Annotated in this window: 17 protein-coding genes; 11 read left to right on the top strand and 6 right to left on the bottom strand. The window is 43.1% G+C overall.

Annotated features, from left to right (window positions below; genetic code table 11):
• The first annotated feature begins 104 nt into the window (after positions 1–104).
• Genes SALPA_RS32975 through SALPA_RS32945 form a run of 7 tightly spaced genes read left to right on the top strand, consistent with a single transcriptional unit; the run spans position 105 to position 7079 of the window.
• On the top strand, positions 105–1424 hold the full coding sequence (locus SALPA_RS32975) for a putative porin (RefSeq protein WP_145088451.1): 1320 nt from the start codon (positions 105–107) through the stop codon (positions 1422–1424).
• A 23-nt stretch (positions 1425–1447) separates the two neighbouring features.
• A complete protein-coding gene (gene nikA, locus SALPA_RS32970; RefSeq protein WP_145088449.1) occupies positions 1448–3046 on the top strand; it encodes a nickel ABC transporter substrate-binding protein in 1599 nt (532 codons plus the stop codon).
• A gap of 50 nt (positions 3047–3096) precedes the next feature.
• Positions 3097–4029, top strand: coding sequence for a nickel/cobalt ABC transporter permease (gene opp1B / locus SALPA_RS32965; protein WP_145088447.1), 933 nt, complete (start codon positions 3097–3099; stop codon positions 4027–4029).
• 2 nt (positions 4030–4031) lie between these two features.
• Entirely contained in the window at positions 4032–4910 is an 879-nt protein-coding gene (opp1C, locus tag SALPA_RS32960) for a nickel/cobalt ABC transporter permease (RefSeq protein ID WP_145088445.1), read from the top strand.
• The gene (locus SALPA_RS32955) at positions 4910–5743 is read left to right on the top strand and encodes an ABC transporter ATP-binding protein (protein ID WP_145088443.1); all 834 of its coding nucleotides are present in this window, start codon (positions 4910–4912) and stop codon (positions 5741–5743) included. The genes opp1C and SALPA_RS32955 overlap by 1 nt, the downstream gene beginning before the upstream one ends.
• Positions 5736–6503, top strand: coding sequence for an ABC transporter ATP-binding protein (locus tag SALPA_RS32950; RefSeq protein WP_145088441.1), 768 nt, complete (start codon positions 5736–5738; stop codon positions 6501–6503). The genes SALPA_RS32955 and SALPA_RS32950 overlap by 8 nt, the downstream gene beginning before the upstream one ends.
• Positions 6504–6524: 21 nt before the next feature.
• Complete coding sequence (locus SALPA_RS32945) at positions 6525–7079, top strand: GNAT family N-acetyltransferase (RefSeq protein WP_145088439.1); 555 nt, start codon at positions 6525–6527, stop codon at positions 7077–7079.
• Here the strand turns inward: SALPA_RS32945 and SALPA_RS32940 are convergent.
• Entirely contained in the window at positions 7065–7829 is a 765-nt protein-coding gene (locus SALPA_RS32940; RefSeq protein WP_145088437.1) for an SDR family NAD(P)-dependent oxidoreductase, read from the bottom strand. The two genes, SALPA_RS32945 and SALPA_RS32940, sit on opposite strands and share 15 nt — an antisense overlap.
• Positions 7830–8735: 906 nt before the next feature.
• On the opposite strand from SALPA_RS32940, the gene SALPA_RS32935 reads away from it, so the two are divergent.
• From SALPA_RS32935 to SALPA_RS32920, 4 genes are all read left to right on the top strand, one after another.
• Complete coding sequence (locus tag SALPA_RS32935; RefSeq protein ID WP_145088435.1) at positions 8736–10034, top strand: aminoacyl--tRNA ligase-related protein; 1299 nt, start codon at positions 8736–8738, stop codon at positions 10032–10034.
• 90 nt (positions 10035–10124) lie between these two features.
• Entirely contained in the window at positions 10125–11150 is a 1026-nt protein-coding gene (locus SALPA_RS32930; protein ID WP_145088433.1) for a radical SAM/SPASM domain-containing protein, read from the top strand.
• A gap of 282 nt (positions 11151–11432) precedes the next feature.
• Entirely contained in the window at positions 11433–12704 is a 1272-nt protein-coding gene (locus tag SALPA_RS32925) for a DUF401 family protein (protein WP_255450696.1), read from the top strand.
• Positions 12705–12725: 21 nt separating this feature from the next.
• On the top strand, positions 12726–14336 hold the full coding sequence (locus tag SALPA_RS32920) for an ABC transporter substrate-binding protein (protein ID WP_222427786.1): 1611 nt from the start codon (positions 12726–12728) through the stop codon (positions 14334–14336).
• Between the two features lie 126 nt (positions 14337–14462).
• Here the strand turns inward: SALPA_RS32920 and SALPA_RS32915 are convergent, their stop codons facing one another.
• The 5 genes from SALPA_RS32915 to SALPA_RS32895 all read right to left on the bottom strand — a co-directional run bounded on the left by SALPA_RS32915 (position 14463) and on the right by SALPA_RS32895 (position 19786).
• Positions 14463–15218: a TIGR03943 family protein gene (locus tag SALPA_RS32915; protein ID WP_145088429.1), complete on the bottom strand. Its 756-nt coding sequence runs from the start codon at positions 15216–15218 to the stop codon at positions 14463–14465.
• Positions 15208–16140: a permease gene (locus SALPA_RS32910; RefSeq protein ID WP_145088427.1), complete on the bottom strand. Its 933-nt coding sequence runs from the start codon at positions 16138–16140 to the stop codon at positions 15208–15210. The genes SALPA_RS32915 and SALPA_RS32910 overlap by 11 nt, the downstream gene beginning before the upstream one ends.
• 133 nt (positions 16141–16273) lie before the next feature.
• Complete coding sequence (locus SALPA_RS32905; RefSeq protein ID WP_222427785.1) at positions 16274–17950, bottom strand: ABC transporter ATP-binding protein; 1677 nt, start codon at positions 17948–17950, stop codon at positions 16274–16276.
• 2 nt (positions 17951–17952) lie between these two features.
• Positions 17953–18795, bottom strand: a complete 843-nt coding sequence (locus SALPA_RS32900; protein ID WP_145088425.1) for an ABC transporter permease — start codon at positions 18793–18795, stop codon at positions 17953–17955.
• Complete coding sequence (locus tag SALPA_RS32895; RefSeq protein ID WP_145088423.1) at positions 18779–19786, bottom strand: ABC transporter permease; 1008 nt, start codon at positions 19784–19786, stop codon at positions 18779–18781. Before SALPA_RS32895 ends, SALPA_RS32900 begins: the two co-directional genes overlap by 17 nt.
• Positions 19787–19794 lie beyond the last annotated feature (8 nt).

Genomic DNA, 19794 nt, shown 5'->3' with positions numbered 1-19794 from the left:
TAAGAACGGCTGAGCTTATCGTGGTTTATTATTTTTTATCTTCAATATGAACCTTTTTTAGAACTGATATATTATCTGACGAGGAAAAGAATAGGAGAAAATTGATGAAAAAGAAAACTATGATTGCTCTGTGTGCCGTATTCAGTTTAAGTATGGCTGGTACTTCACTGGCCGTCCCGGCAAATCTTTTTGCGGTAATTCCGGAAAAACACTGGACCTATAATGCGATCAGCCAGTTGGCGGAAGCTGGCCTCGTCGAAGGCTTTGGCGGAGGAGCTTACAAAAAAGATGTCATCTTAACCCGTTGTGAAATGGCAGCTATTGTAGCAAAAGCCATGGCAAAATCAGCTAATGCTGATGCGGCAGCCCAAGCCACTATTGAAAAACTTAAGGCTGAATTTGCGCCTGAATTTAACCTGAGTGAAACAAGTACTGTTGCCAGCCGTTTAGATAAATTAGAGAAAAATACGTCGCCGATAAAAATCACCAATGGTGATGTCCGGATTCGTTACCAGAGTAACTGGGATCAAAAAGCTAAAAATACCGCTAAAGACACCGACACACGCATACAAGAGCGAGTAAGACTAAATATTGCGGCAGATGTTACCGATAATTTAAAGTTCAATAGCCGTCTTGTGGCAACACATACCAGTAATAAGCGCGCTGTCGATGGTTCAAGTAAAAGTTCAACTTATGCCAATCCTGCCTTTGACCGGGCTGAACTGCAATGGAAAAATAAGCAGACAACCGTTGCTTTTGGCCGCATATTGCCCTCTTTGGGCCAGGGAATTATCTGGGATGGCAACTCAATTGACGGAGCCTACGCCACCTATGATTTTGGCAATGCCCAACTATCAGCCGGCTACGGTGATTTAGCCGCCTATACAGGCAGTGGGGCCGCGACAAATGCAGCCTTAGCTAATCTGGATGTAAAAATTGGCCAGAATACTAACCTGACTGTCGCTCATCTGGATACCATGACTAATTCTGTCGGGTACAATGTTAACCAAACAGCCTATGGTTTTAAAACAAAAACCGGTGACGTTACTGTTAGTGGCGAATATGTAGAAAACAATCATGACAAATTGCCGTCAGATGCTCAAAAGCATGGCTACTGGGGCCGGGTACAATGGAAAGGCATCGACAACAGCAAGCCTGGTTCCTATGGCATCAATTTTGATTATCTAAGTCTGGGAAATTATGCGGTTGATTCAACTAACAACCCAGGTACTTTGGTAGTAAGCGGCGGTAATGGCATTGGTGGTGCAGGAGCCAAGGGCTTTGGCCTTGGCGTGCAATATGTATTTGCTAAAAACGCCAATGTTGAAGCCAGATATTATAATTTAAAACCATATGATGAAAATAAAGCTGGTTTTAATGAATACAAGCCGTCTTATCATTTGATTACCAACTACAAATTCTAAAACCCATAAGAAGGAGAGTTCAAATGAATTTCCAAAAAGTTCTAGCAATGATAATGGCAATTGCCCTGTGCGCCAGCTTGCTTGCAGGCTGCGGCAAAAGTACTGGTGGTAATGCGGCTGTTGCCAACAAAAATGAAATTAACTACGCCAGTACCAAAGATATCCGTGACATCAATCCGCATTTATATCTGGGAGAAATGGCTGCTCAGAATATGGTGTTTGAAGGTTTGACCAAAAATGAAGGTGGTAAAGTCGTGCCGGTTTTGGCGGAAAGCTGGGAAATTTCGTCTGACGGTTTGGAATATACTTTCCATTTGCGCAAAGGCATCACTTTTACTGATGGTGAACCTTTTAACGCGCAAGCTGTCAAATTAAATATGGATGCCATTGTGGCCAACATCAAACGCCACCAGTGGTTAGATATGGTCAATGAAATTAAGGAAAATGTAGTTGTTGATGAGCATACCTTTAAACTGGTATTAAAGCATCCGTATTATCCGACTTTGATTGAACTGGGGCTGACCAGACCTTTCCGTTTCATTTCGCCTAAATGCTTTATTGACGGTGCAACACACAATGGCGTCAATGGCTATGCGGGAACCGGACCCTGGATTTTGTCCAAGCACGAGAACAATCAGTACGCAACCTTTATCCGTAACGAAAATTACTGGGGTGAAAAAACAAAAGTCGCTACAATCACTTGGAAGGTCATGCCTGATCCCCAGACAATCTTATTAGCGCTGCAAAAAGGTGAAATTGACCTCTTGTTTGGGGCTGACGGCGACCAGATTGACCTGGATTCTTATAAGAAGCTGGAAAAAGAAGGCGCATATAAAACGTATCTCAGTCCACCTATTGCCTCCCGTGCTATTTTGTTAAATACCCAAGCACCTGTTACCAAGGACTTGAAGGTTCGTAAAGCCTTTGAACATGCTATCAATAAGCAAAATATCATTAAGGGAATATTAAACGGCTCTGAAGAGCAGGCCGACACCTTGATGGCTAAAACCGTGCCGTTTTGTGATATTGCTTTACAAACATTTGCTTATGATCCGGCAGAGGCCAACAAACTGCTGGATGAAGCCGGCTGGATTAAGGGCGCCGACGGCATCCGTGTCAAAGACGGCAAGAAATGCGAGGTGACTTTTTCTTACAACGCCAAGAATGCGCAGGAAGGCACCATTGCCGAGTCCATGCAGGCTGATTTGGCAGCTGTAGGCGTTAAAATGAATATTTTGGCTGAGGAAAAACAGGCTTTTCTGGATAGACAGAGAACCGGTGATTTTGACCTGCAATATTCTTTATCCTGGGGAACGCCATATGACCCGCAGTCTTATGTATCTTCCTGGAGAATTCCTGCTCATGGGGATTGTCAGGCGCAAAAAGGTCTCGAAAGAAAACAGTGGCTGGATGATACCATCACTAAAATTATGATTGAAGCTGATGCGAGTAAACGGGCAGAACAATACAAAGAAATTTTGACTTACGTCAATGACCAGTGTGTGTACATACCGATTTCTTACTCCAAAACCAAGGCCGTTGGCATCAAAGGATTGCAGGGGGTTACATTCAACGATTCTCAATATGAAATTCCCTTTGAAAAGATGTATTTTGGCAAATAATCGACCTACTGATGCTATAATGAGCAAGTATTCTGGAATGGAGCAAGCCGATGAAAATTTATATCATCAAACGAATTCTTTGGATGATTCCGATTTTTATCGGAATCTCCTTCTTTTCGTTCATTCTTATTAATGTAAGTCCCAGTGACCCGGCCGAGGTGGCTATTAGGGTGACAGGTATTACGCCTACCGAGGAAAATGTGGCTGAGATGCGGCAGGAACTTGGTTTGGATAAGCCCTTTATGACCCGCTATATTGAGTGGGTAACCAATGCTTTGCACGGCAATTTTGGCAAATCGTATATTACCCAAAAACCTGTTGTCAGTGAATTTGCCGATGCCATTCCCGCTACGTTGTATCTGGCTGGCGTAGCCTTGATTATCACCCTGACAGTATCGGTGGCTGCCGGCGTATTCTGTGCATTACAGGAAGGCAGTGCCGGCGATATACTTATTCGCGGCCTTGTGTTTGTGGGGACAGCCATACCGTCCTTCTGGGTCGGAATTTTGCTGATGTGGCTGTTAGCTGTAGAAATTCCTATTTTCCCGACCAGCGGTATGAGAACGCCGGATTCAGTTGCTTTGCCGGCAGTGACGTTAGCTCTCGGGTACATTGCCACTTATGTGCGTTTAATCCGGAACACCATGATTCAAAATCAGCATGCTAATTTTGTTTTATATGGCAAAGTCAGGGGTTTGAAAAACAGCACCATTACAAAGCATATTTTTAAAAATTCACTGAATACTTCATTGACTGCTTTGGGAATGTCCATTCCCAAGCTCATTGCCGGTACTGTTGTCATTGAAAATATTTTTGCCTGGCCCGGGGTTGGCCGTCTTTGTGTTACCGCGATTTTTGACCGGGATTTCCCCACTATTCAGGCTTATGTGTTAATTATGGCCATATTGTTTGTAGTCTGCAATCTGCTGGTAGACATTGGCGTGGCTGTTATTGATCCAAGAATGAGGAAGGAGGAGGACTAACGATGGCAGGTTTTTGGACAAGGTTTAAAGCAGATAAAATGGCGCTTGCTATGGCTGTTTTTTTAGGTATTGTCATATTGCTATCGCTTTTGGCACCGCTAATAGCTCCCTATCATCCGGCTCACCAGGATATTGCCAATAAGTTTGCCCCGCCTTCAGCCGAACATTTACTAGGAACAGATCAACTGGGGCGGGATATGTTGTCCCGAATTTTGTGGGGCGGTCAAATAACAGTGCTTTGGTCGCTTGCCACTATGTTTTGTACAATCGGTATTGGTATTCTGTTAGGTGTTGTTGCCGGCTATTTCCGAGGCTGGGTAGATGAAGTCATTATGCGTGTCTGTGATATTATGCTGTCTTTTCCCAATGAGGTGCTGATTTTGGCGATTATTGGTGTAATGGGAACCGGAATTCTCAATATTCTTCTCGCAATGGTTATCGCCAAATGGGCCTGGTATGTCCGGATGATCCGTTCCATTGTCATTCAGTTTATGGATAAAAATTACATTTGTTTTGCCCGGGTGTCTGGCTGTAGTGCCCGGCATATTATTAACAAACATCTGCTCCCCAGCGCTATGGGAGAAATCTGTGTGTTGGCTACGCTGGATGCAGGCAGCATCATTTTGAATATTTCCGCCTTGTCCTTTTTGGGTTTGGGTGTTCAGCCGCCAACCGCGGAATGGGGAATGATGCTCAATGAGGCTAAAAAGGTTTTGAGTATAAACCCTTGGCAAATGCTGCCGCCGGGTTTTGCCATTTTTCTGGTTGTTGCTGCCTTTAATTTTCTGGGAGACAGTATTCAGGAAGCGTTGGATCCACAACTGGATAAAAGCATGAAGAAACGACTGTCCATTTTCAGACGCAAGAAGGCGGTGGCTTGATGAGTAATTTATTAACTGTACGGAATTTAAAGGTCACTGACCTGCGAACCCAAGCTGAAATTATTCACGGCGTCAGCTTTGAGCTAAAAAAGAACAGTTGTCTGGGAATTGTGGGAGAAAGCGGCAGCGGTAAATCCATGACGGCCAAAGCAATATTGGGTCTAACTAATCCTTGGCTATGCAGTGAAGGAACGGCTGAGTTGTCAGATGGGCACGGCGTTCTGGATTTGCTGCAACAGGATGAAAGTACGTTACGGTCGATTCGGGGACAGCGTATTTGTATGATTCTGCAGGATGCCATGTCGGCATTTGACCCTCTGGAGAGGATCGGCAGTCAGATGTCTGAAACCTTTATCGAGAATAAAGGAATTTGCCGATCCGAGGCCATGAACATGGTGGTGGAAGCTTTGCAGATGATAAATATGCCTGAACCGGAGCAAGTGTTGAAAAAATATTCCCACCAGCTTTCCGGTGGGATGTTGCAGCGCTGTATGGTGGCGACGGCGTTGGCTATGAAACCTGATATTATTGTGGCCGATGAACCTACAACTGCTTTGGATTCTATCAATCAGCGGCTGGTGGTGGAAGAGTTTAAGCTGCTCAGGCAGGAAATGGGAACTGCTTTGATTTTTATTTCCCATGATCTGGGTGTGGTGCAGCATCTTGCCGACCAGCTTTTGGTTATGCGCTGCGGTGAGCCGGTAGAATACGGCGAAGCCCGGTCGATTTTCAAGACTCCTCAGCATGAATATACGAAGTATTTGATTGACAGCCGGCTCGAAATGTCCAAGTCGTTTCAAAAGGCAATGAAACGAGGGGAAGTCAGTGCCTAATTTGATTGAGATTAAAAATATTGAAAAAAGCTATTTGAAGGCCGGCAGCAATTTTGGCGACACCAAAGTCAAGGTATTAAAGGGTGTAACCTTGACTATTGAAGAAGGCCTTTGCGTTGGTCTTATCGGCGAAAGCGGCAGTGGCAAAAGTACGCTGACGCGGCTGATTTTAGGTCTTGAAAAGCCTGATAAAGGCAATGGTACTATTTTAATTGAGGGCCAGCCTGTGCGTCAGTGGATAAAAGCGAATCAGGGGAAAATGAGTGTGGTTTTTCAGGATTATGCATCTTCGATCAATCCGCAGTACACTGTCCGGGAGACCATTGAGGAACCTCTGCGTGCTATGGGGCACACGGGAAACTTAGCTGGCAAAATTGATGTTCTTTTAGATAAAGTAAGTCTGTCGCCAGACCTGAAAGACCGCTATCCGCATGAACTTAGCGGCGGCCAGGTTCAACGTGTTTGTATTGCCAGAGCCATTTCTACTAATCCCCGATGTATTGTCTTGGACGAAGCCATCAGTTCCCTGGACGTTTCTGTTCAAATTCAGGTACTGAAACTGCTGCATAAACTTCGGCTTGAAATGAAGATGACGTATCTTTTTGTGGCTCATGATTTACAGGCTGTGGCTCATTTGTGTAATAAGATGGTATTTTTGTACAGAGGTGAAATAGTCGAAGAACTTATGAGCGGGGATTTGGCCAATGCGCAGAACGAGTATGCAAAATCACTGCTGGCTTCGGTTATTCCCTTTAGTTGAAAAAAAAGGAGCGGGATTCGTATGGAAATTAAACATAAAGATTGTACTATTCGCAAGATTACAGCAGAAGATATTGTACCTGCACTTGATTTTATCATTCCTATGCTGAAAGAGGTGTATCCTACTATACCTGATGTAGCCTTACGCTGGGACCTTGCAAATATGGAAGAAGCTTATGTTATACCTGATAACTCAGTCATGTTTGCTGCCTTTGATGGCAGCGGACAAGTTGTTGGAACGGTCGCCATCAGACCTTATGATGATAGGATTGAGGCGGTTCGCGGTTGCTATGATGTGTCAGCCACTGCCGAATTATCCCGTTGTTATGTAAAAAACTCACTGCGCCGCCAAGGACTTGCCGGCCGGTTAGTGGCAGCCATTCAAGACGATTGCCGTAATTATGGTTATGAGACTATTTGTCTGCATACCCATAAGTTTCTGCCAGGTGGTTTTCCCTTTTGGCTAAGTCAGGGTTATAAAATCCAAAGTGAGAAACCGGAAGACCTTGAGATTGTATATATGGATAAACGGTTAACTCAGCAATGTTCACTTATTTTTGAACTAGCAGGCAGTTAATCCGCCATCGACTGTCCACACTGCACCAGTGACAAAGGAGGCAGCGTCAGAGGCTAAAAAGGAAATAACGTGGGCAACTTCTGAAGGCTGCGCAATGCGGCCAAGCGGGTATAAATTTGCCATATCTGATAGAGTGCAGATGTTATTGGGAGCGGTAAGCTGACGGTCCAGCAGCGGTGTAGCCACATCGCCAGGGCATACACAATTGGCGCGGATATTATAAGGGGCGCATTCTAAAGCTAATGCCTTGGTAAGAGCAATGACTGCTCCTTTAGAAGCGCAGTAGGCTGTACACAAGAGATTGCCATTGATGCCTGCGTCAGAAGCGAGGTTGATGATAGAGCCTCCACCGGCTTTACGCAGTTCAGGCAAAGCGGATTTGCACATGAAATAAACACCTTTTACATTGACATCCATAATAGTATTATAATCTTCTTCACTGACATCAGAGATTAAATTTTCTTGATAGATACCGGCTGAATTCACCAAAATATCAAGTTTTCCCAAGCTGGCGGTTGCTTGTTTTATTATGTTAACGCAGTCTGCAGGACGAGAAATGTCTCCCTGCACATAATCAATGGTGTTTGAAATTGTAGCAAGGGATTGCTTTGCGGCATGACCCTTTATAGAATCACGACCAACGATAACAACCTTTGCACCGCTGGATAAAAATAGTTCAGCGGTAGATAAACCGATGCCGGAGGTTCCTCCAGTAATAACGGCGACTTTGTTGAGTAGGTCATACTGCATGACATGAGCTCCTATCTTAAAAATATTGTTTAGACTAGAACAGATATTTCGGGTTTATGGTTTGCTTTTCCTGCTACACATATCACCTGCCGCTATGTGGCGGAAAAAGGAGTGGAGCGTGCCCTTCTCAAAAAAACATTTATTTACAAAAATACTAAAATAGTGTAAAATATATGTGAATAGAGTTGTGAAAACTCATTACAAATTTAGTCATATGGAAATGTAAATACAGATATAACGTAACTCAAGGTATGAAGCCGGTAAAGGACGTGAATAGGTCCTTTATTCGCTCATACCTTTTTTATTTATAGTGGCGTTATAGAATTTACTACTGATATGGCTACTTATGCCTAATGAACGGGTATTCATCTTTAATTCAAAAAAGGAGATTTAATCTAGTTTTCTGTATACTCCTTGTTTGTCAGGTAGGCGCAGTTTGCGCCGCCGAAGCTCCGACTAACTATACTTTTTGGCATAATACTGTCGAACAGGCGGACAAAGAAGCTTGGCACTTGATGGGAAGCAAGCCGACGGAGGTTGTGGTGCTGACTAATATGTTAAGATTAAAAATTTAAAAGTTTGAGCAAATCTCTTGAAGAGATTTACCATAGCGAAGTGTAATATTTTGACTTGAAGGTCATTGCTATCCTTCCGTGGCATGTAATGCCCAGCAGAAGGTTACGATGGCTTTTTTGTATTCTGAGTTAAATGAAACTCATCGGTCGTTCAATCCAATAGTTATATTTAATAAAGGAGGTGTTGATAGTTAAGTTTTTAATAAGGTAGCAGTTCGAGAGCGTCAGTGTGTCTATTGCGAGACTGTGTAATCGGCAAAGAAGGGGTGGCTTATGGGTGCTTATAAGGATGAGCGAATTATTAATGGATGATTACAGGAGGGATTAGGTAATGAGAATATTAAATATTGATGGAACGATTACTACTACTACTACTACAAAAATATTGAACAAGCTTGCAGGAGAAAAACAAGAGGATGATTTTGTTAATAAATATGACTTAAATATAGAAAAATTGAAAATCGTAACGCAGGACTCTACATCTGGAGAAGGACATTATATCTTCCTGCCAAGAGGTGCAATTTTATTCAATCTCATTAAGGAATATATCTATGGTCTATATGCTGATCTAGAATGTTTTTATATAGAGACACCTGTGCTTACAGATTTCGAGAATTTAGCTGTTGTAAATCATGTTGAGCAATCAGGAGAGAACACGTATCATACAAATTCTTCAGGAAGACATCTTGTTACAAAAATAGGAGTGCTTTATTCTCAGATGGGATTAGTTGGTAAAAATGGTTTATCTTCCAGCCATCTACCACTAAAGCTTTTTGAGATGACCAAATGCTGTAGGCTTGAGGAAAAATATAGCCCATTACGTAGAGCGTGTGAGTTTACCATGATAGATATGCATGAATTATTTAATAACCTGAATGAATCACTTGACGAAAGTCTTCAGATACATAAAAAGATACTTGAGCTTGCAGCCGAATTTAACCTGGATTTCTATTGTACATACAAAGTTACCAACGACTTTTTAGAAAAAAATTTGGAATGGATATTACAATTGGTTCGTTTGCATGAAAGGGAAGCGTTGCTTCTGGAAGCTAACCCTCGAAAAGGAAGACCAATTAATGTTGAATATCATTTTGATGTAGGTGAAGGGAATCCACTTGAAGTATCAGCCTTTCAGTTAGATTATGACAATCCTATAAAATTTGGCATTTTGAAAGAAGATGGCTCAAATCCCATTGTATTACATGCTAATATTGTTGGTTCAATTGAAAGATTTATGTATGCAATTTTATCAAGGATTATTGATGGGGGCTGCTTTCCAATGTGGTTAGCACCTGAGCAAGTAAGACTCATTCCTGACTCTGTGGATGATTTAGAATTATGTATAAAATATGCTTCCATGCTGAATAAGGAATCATTAAGAGTAACTATTGATGATCAACTGCAGTGTTCTACGGAGCAAAGATATGCATTGGCAAAGGAGAGCATGATACCAGTTATTGTACATGTACGTGCGGAAAATGCGTCAATTTTGCAAGCGCCTTCATTTTATAATTATACTGATTTTAGATTGAAAGAATTCACTGAACAAGTCAAGTTAGAAACGAAAGGGAAGCCTTTCATGAGGGCCACATACCCCCATAGACTTTCACAATGGCCAGGATATTTTTGAGCGTATTAGTAGTCTTGAAACTACCAATTTTGCGAATTATTAGGCAAGCGCGAACTATATACTTGAAAAATGTCTAGGAGGGGAATTTGAATGGAAAGAAATAAAAAGAAGATTGAAAAGATTGAATTTCAGCTTACAACTTCCTGTAATATGTCTTGTAAATTCTGTTTTAATGGTGAAGAAACATCGTGTGACAAATTAAATCCTGAAATAGCATGTAGGACTATAAAAGATCTCGTTATTTACTCAAATGCTAATTCTCCGTATGTAGATCTTAAATCCGTATGGATAACAGGAGGAGAGCCGCTTTTAGAAAAGGATACGGTTTTAAAAATTATTTCAACTTGCAAGTCACTCAAAATTACATCTGGCTTGAGTACTAATGGGCTTCTCCTCGAAAAATACATTGATCAATTACTGGCAACTGGTTTAGATGAAGTAAAAATTTCGTTGGACTCTATAGATGCCAATCTATTCAAAAAGGTTAGAGGTGGCTCACTTTCAACGGTTTTGAAGAATATAAAATTAGCAACAAACACTAGTCTTAAAACATACATCCGAATTACAGTAACCAATGAAAATATTAATACAATTAATCCAATTATTCAATTGTTAGCAGATTTGAGCGTGTCCACAATCGAACTTAAAGCTGTTCTTCCCATCGGTCGTTCAGACTTTGAACTTATGTCTGAACATCTGTTATTAGAAAAAGCATTCAACGATGCTGTTAAAATTTTGCCGCAGAATAAGATGAATCCTATTATAACAGTTATGTGCAATTATCTCCCTCGCTGCAAAGGATTCGTCGTTTCTCCAAATATTGCTTGTGTTTGCAGCCATTCGGCACTTTATGTAGCTGCTAATGGAAGTATTATACCCTGTAGCTATTTCCCAAAAGAAAGTCGTTATAATATTTATCGAGATTCTCTTTTAGATGCATGGACTAGCTCTTTTTTTGAAAACGTAAGAAATAGTGCCACTACCCAATGCAAAACATGTGAAAACTGGGATTCGTGTAGGAATGGGTGTCCAGCAGTACTTTATACCCATAGTAAATTAAGTAGTTCTTGTTTTGATGTTATTAATGAAAATATCTATCCGCATCAAGCAATGTAATTTGCTATATAATCAAAAGTCGATTTCTAGTATACACAGAAACTTATTTTGAAATGTGAGTTATATATTAATTCATGTTTTTTAATTAACATTAATTTTTAGCTGTAACAATGGTTTTATGGAAAGTATTAATTTATCTTGGATACGAGTCAAGACTCCCGCCTCTATTGGCGGGTTAATTCAGGTGGAGTAGACTCTCCACCTGAATTCCCAATGTTTCAGCTATGCTGAAACGAGTTCACTAAACCATTAGTAGCTTTCAAAAATTTGGTTCAAATCAGCTTGGAATTAAGCTTTATATATTGTTTGGTTAATATAACGACGAAACAAGGTAAGGTGATGATTATGATCGTAATGCTTAAGGTGCTGTTAACTTTAACAGTAATAGTTTTCTTAATGCAAAAGAGATTCCTGCTGGGCAATACCATGATGATTGGTGCCGGGCTGGTCTTTCTAATGTGTTCACCTCAATGGAGTACATTTGAGTCGGCAGGAAGAGAGTTATTATATAGTTCAAGTACGTGGGAGATTTTGCTGGCTGTATTTCTGGTTATGTGTTTAGAATATCAGTTGCGAACAAGCGGAATTGTCAATGGTCTAATGACCGTATCCCGGGCATTTTTTAAAAGTGACAGAATGTTATTGGCTTTAATGCCAGCCTTTCTTGGTTTCTTACCTTCCTTGGGTGGTGCTATTTTTTCCGCACCTTTAGTGGAGGAAGCCGGAAAGCAGTATAATCTTTCCCCTGACCAAAAAACATCAATTAATCTTTGGTTCCGGCACGTGTGGGAGTGTACCAATCCAATACTGCCTTCCTTGTTATTAGCCAGCCAAATTGCACAAGTTCCTGTAAGTGCGCTAATTATCAATATGCTTTGGGTCGCAGTTATAGGTTTGGTGGGAGGATGGTTTGTCTACATTTCACCGTTGCCCAATAATATTGAAAATCAGATGATAACTGCTTCCTGTTCGGAAGGGAAAAATAACTACCAGTACCTGTTTCTATCGGCCGGGCCGATAGTTGCCAATTTTCTACTGGTCGTTGGGTTTGATTTTGGTCCGGCGATGTCAATGCTGCTAGTGGTTGTAAGTATGACATTATTGTTGCAGATGAAACTGAAGAATATTATTACCATGTGCCAACATGCATTTGATCGGAAATTACTATGGGGACTCATTGGCATTCTTTTTTTTCAAGCCATCTTGAAGCAAACAGGTATTATTGCAGATGTTGCTTTAGTATTAGAAAGCATGGGTATCCCCATAGTGGTAATGATTGGTAGTATTGCATTTCTTGCAGGAATACTTACAGGTAGTTCCCCGGGTTTTGTGGCGATCGCATTTCCTTTTGTCGCAGCAATTTCTAGTGGTAATATTGCTATGGCTGTAGTCGGTTATGTGGCTGGTGTTGCCGGACAGATGTTGTCACCCGCACACTTATGCCTTTTGGTGACCTTAGAGTATTTTAAAGCTGATTTTTTTAAGTCGTTACGCCCGATTATGCTTATGGAAATAGTTATATTGCTAACTTTATCAATAAAAATGACATTCTAAAATAGACTGGAGGAATACAGAGTGAAATTAAGTTACCTGCGGCAATCAATACGAGTCATTTTTTGTATAATTGTGGTTGCGGCTTTGCTTTGGGGGTGCAGCAGTTCTAAACAACCAGTTTTAACTGACGCAAAAGATATGGTTTTTACCATCGCTGACCATACGGGAGATCATGGCTTTCCTTCACCGTTTGCCCACTACTTTCGCGGTCCCGGTTATCTGCGTATGAGCTTTATTTTTGATGCCTTGATATGGAAGGATGATAAAGGCTACATTCCTGCATTGGCGGAAAGTTGGGAGTACAATAAAGAGGAAAACTCTTACGTGTTTCATTTGCAAAAAAAAGCCACTTGGCATGACGGCCCAAAATTTACGGCCAAAGATGTGATATTTACATTTGAATATTTAAAGCAACATCCCTACTATACCACTAACATCAGTATGATTAAACAAGTAGAAGCCCTGAATGAATATGAAGTCAAATTTTATTTAGATCGTCTTTATGCTCCTTTTTTGGATACCATTGCCGGTACTATACCAATCCTGCCTGAACATATCTGGAAAGGGGTAACAGATCCCAGTAACTTTCGGCAAAAAGAAGCTTTAATTGGTACAGGGCCTTTCCGGTTAGTTGATTACAGTAAAGAAAATGGTACTTATTTATATGAAGCCTACAATGAATATTATCAGGGTAAGCCTAAGTTTCAACAGATCAAAATGGTTAAGATGAATGTGGAAATGGTTGCAGCAGCGCTTAAGCAAAAGCAGATTGACATGGCTCAGATACCGCCAGAGTTAGTAAAACCCTTAGAACAAGCGGGGATAAAAGTAATGGCGATGCCTCATGATTGGGTTGCCAATCTGGTTATCAACCATCGCAGGGAACCTTTCAATAACAAAGAATTTCGCCGGGCTTTGGCCTATGCAATTGACCGAAAAGCACTTATTGAAACAACATTACGGGGTGAGGGAATTGCAGGAAATCCCGGGTTAGTACCTGCTGATAATGAATGGTTCAATCCCGCGCTTAAAGATTTGTATGCCTATGACCCAGCTAAGACTGAAAGTATTTTAAGCAGTCTAGGCTATGTGAAAAATGGCCCGTATTGGGAGAAGAATGGTCAAATACTGGAACTGGAATTACTGGCTGGCAATAGCGGCGGCAGTGGCGGCGTTGATGAACCAGGTGAACGCCACGGAGAGTTTATTAAGTCGCAATTAGAGGAAGTGGGAATAAAAGTAAATCTGTGTATTTTAGAATCCAAAACCGCCGACAGCCGTATCAATGAGTGGAATTTTGATTTAGCATTAAATAGTCATGGCGGTTTAGGGGCTGATCCGGATTATTTGAAAAACGAGATTATGGGTAAAAACTTTAACAGCGCCCGTTTTCAGGACAACGAGACTTTAGCTAAGTTACTTAACCAGCAGGTTTCTATTTTAGATAAAACTGAGCGTAGGCAGCTAATTGATAAAATACAGGCAGAGTACGCCGATGAAGTACCTGCTGTGCCATTATATTATCCTACGAGGTACTATGCCTATAGCCCTAAAATATCTTTATTCATTACTAAACAAGGCATCGGGTTGGGCGTACCCATTCCTTTGAATAAAATGTTCTTTATCAAATAGCTGCTTATTAGCTATGGTCCTACTAAAGAATTAGCATTTGATTTTGCGCAGGCCAATGCCATTGGCAATATTGACAATAAACAAGGCTTTCCATGGGAAAGCAAAATAAAGATTGGCTTCTAAAATTTAGTTGTTGACATACACATAAGGAGTTGCCAATGGTTTGATAGGGATAACTTGTGTAGCTTTAACAACTGGTAATTTATTTCCTAGATAATTAAAGGTAGCTAATTTACCATGGATCTCTACCCAACTGTCACTGTTTATGCTCTGACTGTCATCCCATTCAATAAAAAGTCCACTGGGAACGGCATCGGCAGCGCAGCAGGATATTTCAAACCGGGCGACAAAAAAATGCTGGGCTGGTGTTTGGTCTGGACGGTAAACAAAACCTTTTAGGCTGATGTTTTTCCCAATAAATGCCGTACTGTTTTCATAGAAAGCAGTTATATATTTGACATGATTTTCAGCAGTTATTCCCAATTCAGGCTGGCTATCTGCCGGTAATACAGGTAAGCTGACCGGTACGCTGGTGCCGGTTTGCATGAACTTTACACCTTTTTGTGAGGCGGTTGCCGAGCCAAGTGGGCTGATAGGAACAAGTAGGCCTAGAATCAGTGTACCAACAAATACAATATAAGCTAGCTGACCGGTTTTATGGTGACAACCGCAGGCCATGTTATGACGCCAGTCGAATGTTTTGAACATTTGAATTATTGCTAGTACCAAAAGCAACGTAAATCCTAGTTTGGTATTCCAGATGAATTGTGGATTGATTACTTGGGATAAGCCCGGTGTTGTTAGCGTATTGTAAAATAGCAGGCAAAACCCCATGAGCACAAGGAGCTTTAACAGATTTTGTCCTGATAGCTTAATGAACAAAACAAATCACCTCCCATAGTTGAGGAAAGTAAACCATAGATAAGCTTATGCCAAATACAGTTGCTGTAATGAGCAAGATAAGCTTAAGGGTGAATAGCGGCTTGAAAATAGTAAGCAGCATAGCGGTGTTTTTGATATCAAGCATTGGCCCGAAGATCAGAAAGGCTGCCAGTGATCCGGTACTGAAATGCTCCAGGAAGGGGGCAACAATAAAAGCATCGGCTTGGGAACATACTGAGATCAGAAAAGCAAAAAGCATCATGCCGCCGACAGAATAACCAGGATCTTGGCCAAAAGATAAGAGCGTCAGGCGCGGTACAGTTGTCTGAATTAAAGCGGCCAGGAAAGAACCTATGAGCAGAAACCGGCCCATGTCAAAAAAATCGTCACAGGCATGATAGAGCATAGCGCGCAGGGTACTTTGAAAGTTGGAATTTGAGTCGGGAGGCCGGTGAGTATGATGCCCGCAGCAGTCGGAGGTAGCTGCCGCTTCGCCGCTGGAAAGCATCTGGCGGTCATGGCTGGTACTAATGATGAAGGCAATAATAACAACAGCGATAAAAGCTCCAATTAACCGATAGAGGACCATAGACGGAAATGCAGAAAAAGCCAGGTAAGTAGACCAGGCGACAAGCGGGTTGATGATGGGAGCAGATAGCATAAAGGCTATGGCGATATAGGGTGGTATCCCTTTGTGAATTAACCGGCGTATGATAGGTACCATTCCGCATTCGCAGAGCGGTAAAAATAAACCAAGAAAACTGGCGGCGATAATGCCTGTTAGGCGTTTTCGGGGTAATATCCGTTGAATCCATTCTGCCGGAACAAACAAGTGAATAAAGGCAGAAACAAACACTCCCACAAGTACCAGCGGGAGTGCTTCAATAATAATACTAAGAAAAATTGTGTTAAAATCCTGCATACCGGACCCTCCTGCGAATTGGTAATCAATTGGTAATAGTATATGGCCGGTAAACAAGAATATTCTTAAATAATAGTAAAACGAATCGTAAAAAGGACGATTTTACTTTCCACCACATTAGCCTTCTTTAGTCTTACCGCCAGCTGATGCGGGCTGCCACAGCCAGCAGTTTTTGGGTATATTGGTGCGTCGGGGCGGCAATTAATAGATGGGTTAGTCCCTCTTCCACGATTTTGCCATTTTTCATAACAGCCAGGCGGTCACTGATTTTTCTGGCCAAAGCAATGTCGTGGGTAATAAATAACATGGACAGGCCGCGATCTTCCTGAAGATTGAGCAATAACTTGATTACTTTGGCTTGGATGCTGGCGTCCAGTGCTGAGGTTGGTTCATCAGCAATAAGTATTTTCGGGTTTAAGGCTAAGGCGCGGGCAATGACTACCCGTTGAGCTTCTCCGCCGCTTAGCTGGTGCGGGTATTTATGGAGCAAGGCATCATTTGTTGGCAGTTCAACTTCGGTAAGCAATTTTTTGACAGCAACTAGTCTGTCTGTTTCAGTACCAATTTTTTGAATGTCAAGCGGTTCTTTGATTAGCTGGCAGACAGTCAGGCGGTGACTGAGCGCCTCTTTGGGATTCTGGAAGACCAGTTGGATTTGTTTATAAAAATCTCGGCTGCGTTCCGTGATGTTGACTCCGTTAAGGTAGATATTACCTGAGGTCGGGGGTGTAAGGCCCATAATGGTTTTCGCCAGTGTGGTTTTTCCTGAACCGCTTTCGCCGACAATGGCCAATGTTTCACCTTCATACAAAGTAAGTGTTAGATCTTGTACAGCCTGGTGTTCATCCCAGGCTTTGGTTAGGTTTGTTACCTGAAGCACAGGCACAATGCCGCCACGGTGACAGGCGAGCATGCGCCCGTCAGTCAAGGCAAGCTCTGGCATGCTGGCGTTGCAGCTAGTCAGCCGTTGGGTACAGCGCGGCTGAAAAGGACAGCCAGGAAGATTATGTTGCATGGTGCCGGGAATGCCCTGGAAGTCTTTGACTGTCGTCATGTTGGGGTAGGCTCGGAGAAGACCGCGTGTATACGGGTGGCGGGGAGTTTCCAATATTGCTCTGGCCGGGCCTAGTTCAATAATCCGGCCGCCATACAGCACGGCAACAGTATCAGCCAGTTCAGCGGCGGTGGTAATGTCATGGGTAATAAGGATAACTGCGCGTCCGGCGGCTGATTGCTGTAGGAGAGTGGTAATCTCTTGTTTGGTAAGCGGGTCAAGGGACGCAGTAGGTTCATCCAGCAGCAATAGCTCAGGGTTGTTGACAAGAGCCATAGCAATGAGCGTTCGCTGCTGCTGCCCACCGCTTAATTCATGTGGATACGCAGTGGCCAGCTTGCCGGTCAGTCCGATTTCGGCCAAGGCTTGTAAGGCTAACTGATAGGCGGAAGGTTTTGCGATATCCTTGTGCAGGATAATGGCTTCTGTTATTTGTTCGGCTGCCGTGTATAAAGGGTGTAAGGCATTGTCGGTATTTTGGAAAACCAGGGAAATGTCTTTGCCTCTAATGTGACGCAGCTCAGCCTCGGTGGCTGCGAGCAAGTTCTTATTTTGAAACAGTACTGTGCCTGTGGTGCTACCGGCACAAAGTCCGGCAATGGCAAGTGCGAGTGAACTTTTGCCTGCGCCGGATTCACCAATGACAGCCAGCGTTTGGTTGGTTTTCAGAGTTAGATTAATATCTTTGAGTATGTCGGTTCCTTCATAACTGACATAGAGACTTTGAATGTCAAGTATGGTCTTTTCTTGTTCCATGATTACCTCTTTTCTGGACGCAGCCGGGGATCAAGGGCGGTTTCAAGTGCCAGACCGGTAAAGGCCAGCCCGACAATGGTGAGTGATACTGCCAAACCGGGCGGTATCAGCCACCATTGCCACACGTCTAGGTAGGTGAATGCCAGGGCCTGCTGCAGCATTTTTCCCCAACTGATAAGACTGGGGTCGCTGATACCCAGGAAAGACAACCCGGCTTCCATAAAAATGGCGCGGCGGGCATAGTGAATAAACAGTGCTATGAGCGTAGGCCCAAGATCGGGGAGGACGTGTTTTCTGAGCCGGTATTGCTTAGTAGCGCCAAAAGTAGTGGCGGCAGCATAACTGGCTTTGGCCTTTAGGGCCAGTGTTTGAGCCCGCACAATCCGGGTTCCGTCAGGCCACATAAAGGCAGCTAATAGCGTTATTAGTAAAACTATGCTTGGGTGTAAATAAGCGGCAAACAAAATAATGACAATAATAGGTGGAATAACCAGCCATATATCAACAATGCGCATAATGGTTCGATCACAAAGGCCGCCGTAGAGAGCGGCCAGGCCGCCAGCCAGCAGGCTTAAGGCTACCGCCATAAATGCCGTACCCCCGGCAATACTAAGTGAGGTACGGGCACCATAAATGAGTTGAGTCCAGATATCCTGTCCAACCTCATTGGTTCCCAGCCAGTATCTGGTACAGGGCGGGTGAAAAATATCGCCTGTATAAGCGGTAGGACTATAGTTAGCAAGAACTGGCGCCAGCAGGGCGGCGATGAATGCCGTAAAAAGCAGCGACAAACCTAAACGGCCAAAGTTACTGTCTGTCAGCTCAATATCATACCGGATATGCATGATTGTCTCTCCTTGCTTTTGGCGATGGTGCTGATAAGCGAGGGTCAAATCTGGCGCAGAGCAGGTCGGTGACAAAGTTAACAAGAAGCACCAGCACAGCGGCCAGCAGTAAAATTCCTTGTAGCAGCGGGTAGTCACGGGTAAGAACGGCTTTGTAGAGTAAAGAGCCAAGTCCGGGGTAGGAAAAGACGGTCTCAATAAATAAAACACCGCTTATCACATGAGTGAAGCTGAGGCCGGCGGCGGTAACTATTGCCAGCAGCGCTGAACGCGCCGCGTGGCGATAGCGAATGGCTATGTCCGGACAGCCTTTAGCACGTGCTGTCCGGATAAAGTGTTCTCCCATAACGCCAACCATGGCACTACGGGAAAATAAGTAGGCGGCAGTCAGGCGGACAAGCACTAGTGCTGTCAATGGCAGCGTTAGATGCTGCGCAATATCAGCAACCAGCTTTAAACCTGTGAATCCGCTATAGGGAGTAAACGCGCCGGACAAAGGCATCCAGGCCAAGATAACACCAAAAGTAAGCAACAACAATATCCCAGCAAAAAAGTCGGGAAAACCGCTGATAAGCATCATGATTCCCAGCAAATGACCATCTTGTCTACTACCCCGCTGGTAGCCAGATTCTATTCCTAGCAAACTGCCAAGCAGTGTGGAAAGTACAAAAGCTAAACCAGTCAACAGTAGTGTCCAGGGCAGTACCCCGGCAATTACACTGACGACAGAAGTGTGGTAAAAGTATGAATACCCTAGGTCAGCGCGTAAGAGTGCCTGTATGTAGGCAACAAATTGTTCTGACCAGGTCTGGTCAAGGGCAAAACGATGAATAAGCTCGGCTTGCATTGCCGGTGTCATGACCATTAAGGCTTCATCGCCATAAATGGCTTGTAGCGGGTCGCCTGGCAGCAGTCGTGGCAATATGAAGTTAAGAATGAGAATAGCTGTTAACGCAATTGCGTAGTCAACGGCTGTTTTGGTGGTAGGCATAGTAACCT

It is taken from the genome of Sporomusa sp. KB1 (assembly GCF_007830295.1).
Lineage (GTDB): Bacteria > Bacillota > Negativicutes > Sporomusales > Sporomusaceae > Sporomusa.
Note: the sequence above shows the minus strand (reverse complement) of the source record. Positions and strands in the feature narration are given on the sequence as shown.